A 6,764-nucleotide genomic window follows, 5' to 3' on the forward strand; every position below is an offset into this window, starting at 1 on the left:
GCTTTGCCGTGACTCTCGTACGAAACAAAACTCAGCGTCACAGTGCGGCACCCAAAAGTGCAGGTCAGAACCCTGTCGGGCTACTCCCACTCGGTGGTTATAGTTTTGCCGTCTCGTCACTCCAGTTGCACCCAGTTTTCGGCGGCATCTCGAAGTGAGTGCCGCTGAATGACGCGACGTCGCGTTTCATCGGCTTCGGGGACAAAAGCTGGGACAACTTCAAAAACCATTTTCAAACTCAGAGTATTGAGTTTTTATTTTTGTCCCAAGGGGCACGGAGAGCCGCCTTTGGAGGCTCGATATCGCCGAAAAACGCCCGTTTTGAAACTCAACCGCCTTTGAGCCTGCAAACCACCAGCTTCAACAGTAAGTGAGTCGACGCGGGTGGCTTACGAGCCGTTCACAAAACCGCAGGCCACAGGTCTTTGTCAACGATAAGCAAAGTGAATAGTCTCAGGTGGCTTGCCCATGAGTTGGCGTAAGCCTGTTTAGCAAAAGGCTAATCGGACACGACAGGCCGCCCGCATGGCGACGGCGTTTCCCGTGCGGGCACAAACAGCCCTGCGTGCCCTGTCGCGCGATATCCCAATGCGACGTTCAGAACCCTACCCGCCAAGCAGCCACCTCGCGAAATTCAGCACGAGCACGCCCTCCCGGGTATGGGGCTCATGCCTCGTGCGAGTGATGAGAATCTTCGGGAATGCATCCCCGATGGATAGAATCGGCGCAATCTCCCTCTCGAGCGTCGAATCGGCGCCGATATCGTCGCTCACATACACTTTCCTTCCCGGTTTCGAAACTTGGAAGGCAGTATGCGCAAGGATGCGTCGAGGTGCGATCCCAGTCGTACCATGCCAGCAGAGATGTCGAGGCACATTCGTTCATGCTGCAATGCGGGCATCGGAGATGAAAAACAGCCCGTCGGGTAGTCATGGGCGTGCGGGAGCCCGCATCAGTAACCTGCCTCCTCGGTTGTCCCTTCTTTGCATGGTCGTCTACATAAAGGAGGAACCAGCCATGCAGATCAGCATGCTTGCCCTTCTTGGGTCACGGACCGGGGAGGCGAGGGCCTCCGTCGGGACCGCCCCGAGCAACCGGCATATCCAAGGAATGACAAGGCTCGATCGCTGTGCTGGTCAGGATGCCGAAGCGGGCCGTCCGCCAATCGGAATGCGGGTCAGGATGCTGCAACGTGATTCCAGCTGCAGGATACGGCTCCTTTGCGGTTGCCGCAAAACCTGCTGGCAACATTCTTACTATCCGAATGATGTACGCATCCCTTGGGATCGTTTCGCCTGACCAGGGCCATCTTCAGCGCCTCATCGGCCAGCTCGGCAGGCGCCTCTTCCACGCGTAATAGCCCTGGCGGGTCACCTATGCAACCAAAGATACAAAAGGAATCGAATGGCCAGAGAGGATTGCCCTTACCGATGCTCGATTCTTGACAGGCAAACTCAAGCCTCGTTAATATTACATGGTTTGCCAGACCGAATTAACAAAGGAGGGGTGTCGTGGTTGGTCTTTTCCGCACGTGGATGAGCGCCTAGAAAGCGGCGCTGTTGTGGCGTCGCGCTGTTTTTCTGCACGCCATTTCACGATTGGACATAACCATGATATTTGAAACCTCTCGGGGCAGGTCTGTTCTGCTGTGCCATTCATGGCAATTCAAGCTTTGTTTCGTATGGGGCGGGGAGCTCGTTTCGACATTGACGAGTTCGATTCTCCAAATGGGTCTTATTTGGCATCTCGCCCTCACGACAGGGTCGTCTTCTCTCCTCTCCTTAGCATCGCTGGCAGGCTTTCTGCCGATTGCTTTGTTCGGAATCCTTGCGGGCGCCGTTGTCGACAGACTGCCTTTGAAACGTGTCCTCATCGGCGCCGACCTCTTCATTGCCGCGGTGGGTGCCGCCTTGGCGATTGCCTCGTTGGCCGGCAGCTTACCTGCATGGCTAATTCTCATCGCCCTGTTTCTCCGTGCAGTTGGTACTTCGTTCTACACGCCAGCCTCCCAATCTCTCACGCCCCATCTCGCCCCGCCAGAGCATCTCGTTCGCCTATCGGGGGTGACTCAGGCGATTCAGTCCGGCGGATACATTCTTGGCGCCGCGCTTGCAGCAGTGATTTATCCCGTGGCGGGCATTACCGCTATGATTGTCCTCGACGTGCTGGGAGCGCTTTTCGCTTCTTTAGCCGTCCTCGCCGCACAGATAGACGCAGGGGGCCTCGATGAAGCCGACCGCAGCTTGTCCTTTTCCAATAAGGTTCGAGAGCTCTTCTCTGAGATTTCGGACGGCTACAAGCTGATTAGGGAGTACAGGGGGCTGTTCGCCCTTCTTTGGTGCGGGTTCGTCTTCGCTTTCGCGTTCTCTCCGCTCGCGGCATTGTTCTCAATAATGACCTTGGGGCATTTTGGCGGTAGCACGGGGGATGCCGCTTTGGTGGAAATCCTTTTTTCTGCAGGCATGCTGGCTGGGTCCGGCATTTTGGCGGCCACGGGAGGGTTCCGCAATAGGTCGTTCACCATGGTCGCCGCGATTGCCGGCTTCGGCATTGCCGCAATCGTATCCGGATCGCTCGGCCCGTCATTGTTCGCTGCTTTCCTGCCGGTGAGCTTTCTTATGGGCGCATGCTCCCCGTTGTACGCGGGAACCCAGACTGCCCTTATGCAGGAGCAGATACCTCCTGAGTACCTAGGCCGCGTTTTCGGCCTCTACGGAACCATCATGGCGTGGGCCATGCCCATGGGCCTCGCAGCCCCCTCCGTTTTTGCGGATCTGCTTGGAGCTCCGTTATGGTTCGTCGGCTCTGGAGCGACCATGGTACTGCTTGCGATGGCTATGCTGCTTGCTCCGAGCGTCCGAAACGCGGGGAAAAGAGATACCGGGCAGATTCAATAGCCCAAGTATTCGAAAAAAAGAGGCAGCAGCCATCGGTTCAAGCGTCAGCCTTCAAGCCCTTGCGACGACGAGGTATTGCACCGACATTCCGCATCGCGCTCCTTATTCGTCGCCAACTATCATTTTCGGATTTGCCGGCTTGCGCAAGGTCAAAACGCTCGCGCCGGCAATTGGGCAAAGGCGAAAAATCGACGTGAGCAATCTTTTTTGGCATGGCTGCGCTTCCAGTAAAACGCTAATACACAAAAGGCGGTTCAACCTATGGAACTCATAGTCAAAGCTAAAGACATCTTTTTGGAATATGCCGGCCGCGATATCCTAGATATCGAAGAGTTGGAAATCTACTCCTACGATCGCATCGGCTTGGTGGGAGACAATGGCGCAGGCAAAACCAGCCTGCTTAAAATTCTGAGCGGCAATCTTACCATTGCGGACGCCGACGTCAGGCGCTTCGGCAGCATTGCCCTCATCGGCCAACTCGATGAACTCGACCTTGATGCGGCTCAGGACAGTGGTGAGATGCTCTCCCGTCTCAACGTCGCCGGAGTGGCGCAGGAGACGATGAGCGGCGGGGAGGAAACACGCGCCAAGATTGCCTCTGCACTCTCCCAGCATGCAAGCGCGATCTTCGCCGACGAGCCTACGAGCCACCTCGACCAAGACGGCATCCGCCTTCTCGTCGGACAACTCAAGACATTTGATGGGGCTCTGCTCATCGTGAGCCATGACCGTCATTTTCTCGACCAGGTGGTAGACAAGATCTGGGAGCTCAAAGACGGCGGTATTTCCGAATTCTGGGGTGACTACTCCGACTATCTGCGACAGAAAGAAGAAGAGCGCAAAGCTCAGGCGACTCGATACGAAGAGGCGATGCGCGAGCGCGATCGCCTCGAAGCCGCCATCGAAAAACAACGGAAAAAAGCACGGCAGGTCGACGCCAAGCGGAAGGCTGCGAAAAAAAGCAACGAGTATGCAGGTCGATTGGGGCATCAGAAAGCAACCGGCACCAAACAGAAGAGGATGTACCAGGCGGCTAAGGACATGGAGAAGCGCCTCGAAGCGCTCGAAGGGATTGAGGCCCCAGATAGCATTCGCGCCGTGCGGTTCCGCCAGAGCAAGGCCCTGGAACTGCATAGTAAATTTCCCATCTCGGCAGACGATTTCAGCTTGAGCTTCGGCAACTGCATGCTCTATGACCACGCGAAATTCGAGATACCGCTCGGTGCCAAAGTGGCCATCACCGGTGGCAACGGTACAGGAAAGACCAGCCTGCTGAAGGCAATCGCTCGACGCGCCGACGGTATCAACATCTCTCCCAAGGCAGAGATCGGTTACTTCGAGCAAACAGGCTACAAGTTCGACGCCCGTCAGTCTGCGATCTCGTTCATGCAGGATGGTTGCGAGTACAGCATGACCGAAATTCGAGGCATCCTCGCCTCTATGGGAATCGGACCGCGCGACCTGACAAAGGACGTTGGCGTTCTCTCGGGAGGCGAAGTCATCAAGCTGCTACTCGCGAAGATGCTGCTGGGCAGATACAACATCTTGCTCATGGACGAGCCTGGAAATTACCTGGACATCAAGAGCGCCGAAGCCCTCGAGCAGATGATGAGCGCCTATGCCGGAACGATAGTGTTCGTCTCCCACGATAAGAGGCTGGTCGAGAACGTCGCAGACATTGTCTACGAAATAAAGGACACCAAGCTAGTCAAAATCTTTCAGCGCGAATAGCCCTAAATGAGCAAGAAATAATACCCGAACGGAGACAAGGGAGTAAAACGGCAAAGAAAGAGCCTCCGTCCCAACGCAGGGAACGGAGGCTCTTTAATCGCTTTTACTCATCTCCGTCGCTGGTGGCTTTGTCATGGCTCTCGTACGAAACGAAACTCAGCGGCATAGTGCGGCACTCAAAATCGCAGGTCAGAACCCTGTCGTCCTACTCCCACTCGATGGCTCTGTATTTGTCGTCCCGTCATTCTAGTTGCACCCAGTTTTCGGCATCGACACGGAACGCGTGCCGCCGAATGACGCGATGTCGCGTTTCGTCGGCTTCGGGGACAAAAGTTGGGACAACCTCAAAAACTTTTTTCAAACTCAGGGCTTTGAGTTTTTGTTTTTGTCCCAAAGTGCGCGGCGGGTAGCCTTTGGAGGCTCGATGGCGCCGAAAACGCCCGTTTTGAAACTCAACCGCCCTTTTGCCTGCAAGCCGCCAGCTGCAATCGCAAGTGAATTAACGCGAGTGGCTTGCGCGCCATTTGCAAAACCCCAGGTCGCAGGTCTTCGCCATTCGTGAACAAAGTGAGTAGTCTCAGGTGGCTTGCTTATGAGTTGGCGAACGGGCCTTCAGGATTCAGGGCAAACATGCTGGTAGAATAGGATTCTCAAATCAATGACAGGAGACCGAGCATGGCCGAACCCCACGATAGGAAGCCGATCCTCACGATCGAGCAGCAGATAGAGCACCTCAAGCAGAAGGGCGTAGCCTTCGAGCTGTGTTCCGAGGAAGAGGCCGCGGACTACCTGCGCGACAAGTGCAACTTCTTCAAGCTCGCATCCTACCGCAAACTCTTCTCGAAATACGAGGGAGGCCCGCGCGACGGCCGCTACGTAGACCTCGACTTCGGCCAGCTGCGCCTGCTCGCGGCGCTCGACCAGGAGCTGCGCCACGCCCTGCTCGGCATGACGCTCGACATCGAGCACTTCCAGAAGGTGACACTGCTTCGCGAGATGGAGGACCGTGGAGAGGACGGCTACGCCATCGTGGCCGACTACATGGCATCGCTTACCGCTGCAAACAGGGAGTACCGCCTGCGCGAGCTCAAGATGAGCGGCCGCAGCCCCTACAGCTCGAGCCTCTACGCGAAGTACTCCGGCGACATGCCTGCCTGGGCCTTCCTTGAGCTCACCTCGTTCGGCGCCCTCATCGACTTCGTGCGCTTCTGCGCCAGGCGATGGGGCGACAGGCGCCTCGAGGCCTCCCACTACGACCTCAAGCGCGTGAAGTCCGTCCGCAACTGCGCCGCGCACGGCTCGTGCCTGATCAACTGCTTCGCCGAGAGGGGCGCCGCCCGGGGCTCGGCGTCCAGCGGCGTCTCCCGAAGGGTCGCCGCCGTGGGAATTCCCAAGGCGACCAGGAGGAAGTGGATGGGGAATACGGCCATGCAGGAGGTCGCGACCGTGCTCGTGGCGCACTCCGGCTTGGTACCCGAGGGCTCCTCGCGGTCGCGCGCCGCATCCGAGCTCGCCGAGATGTTCGCCAGGGCCGACGGCGAAACCGAGGCGCTGCCCGACAAGGGGCCCGACGCCGCAGCTCGCTCCGCGCTCGAGTTCCTTCGCAGGTTGACAGAATCGCTCGGGTTGGTAGAATAGCCTGCAGATAGCAAAACCTTCACGGTTTTAGGGGCGGACTTGCGCAAGCGACTCTGCCCTATTTTTATATTCACTCGCTATAGGAGACGGGTGATACCTGGGTCAATGACAGAACTGAGAAGCCCGGAATAATGGAGCCAGTTAGAAACCCTCGGGTTTGCGGGGCGGGATCGTGAGAGCGATTCTGCCCTATTTTTTTCCTCCGTCTGCCCCAAACCAAGTAGTTCGAAGATAGCCTGCAGGTGTCCTCGTGGGCGCCTTTTATTCTCAGGGAATCGGCCGCTTCATGAACGAGCGACCGGCTTGACCTAGCTCGAACCGCCTTCATCCCCGTCTAGGCGCCGGCAATCAACATCGTAGATCCGCGCATGCTACAATGCGGGCACCAGAGATGAAAACACAGTCCCCGTCGGGTAGTCGCGGGCGTGCGGGAGTCCGCATCAGTAACCTGCCTCCTTGGTTGTCCCTTCTCTGCATGGTCATCTACATAAAGGAGGA

At 57.1% G+C, this 6,764-nt stretch carries 4 protein-coding genes; 3 read left to right on the forward strand and 1 reads right to left on the reverse strand.

Annotation, left to right across the window (positions count from 1 at the left end; all coding sequences use genetic code 11):
• Positions 1-605: 605 nt before the first annotated feature.
• Complete coding sequence (locus ACEXKH_RS09420; protein WP_157966984.1) at positions 606-773, reverse strand: hypothetical protein; 168 nt, start codon at positions 771-773, stop codon at positions 606-608.
• An 837-nt stretch (positions 774-1,610) separates the two neighbouring features.
• Between ACEXKH_RS09420 and ACEXKH_RS09425 the strand changes: the two genes are divergently transcribed.
• The 3 genes from ACEXKH_RS09425 (at position 1,611) to ACEXKH_RS09435 (ending at position 6,266) form a co-directional block, all read left to right on the forward strand.
• Positions 1,611-2,897: an MFS transporter gene (locus ACEXKH_RS09425; protein ID WP_373573915.1), complete on the forward strand. Its 1,287-nt coding sequence runs from the start codon at positions 1,611-1,613 to the stop codon at positions 2,895-2,897.
• A gap of 261 nt (positions 2,898-3,158) precedes the next feature.
• The gene (gene abc-f / locus ACEXKH_RS09430; protein ID WP_195419576.1) at positions 3,159-4,628 is read left to right on the forward strand and encodes a ribosomal protection-like ABC-F family protein; all 1,470 of its coding nucleotides are present in this window, start codon (positions 3,159-3,161) and stop codon (positions 4,626-4,628) included.
• A gap of 675 nt (positions 4,629-5,303) precedes the next feature.
• Entirely contained in the window at positions 5,304-6,266 is a 963-nt protein-coding gene (locus ACEXKH_RS09435; RefSeq protein ID WP_373573916.1) for an Abi family protein, read from the forward strand.
• Positions 6,267-6,764 lie beyond the last annotated feature (498 nt).

It is taken from the genome of Collinsella aerofaciens ATCC 25986 (assembly GCF_964259375.1).
Lineage (GTDB): Bacteria > Actinomycetota > Coriobacteriia > Coriobacteriales > Coriobacteriaceae > Collinsella > Collinsella aerofaciens_BO.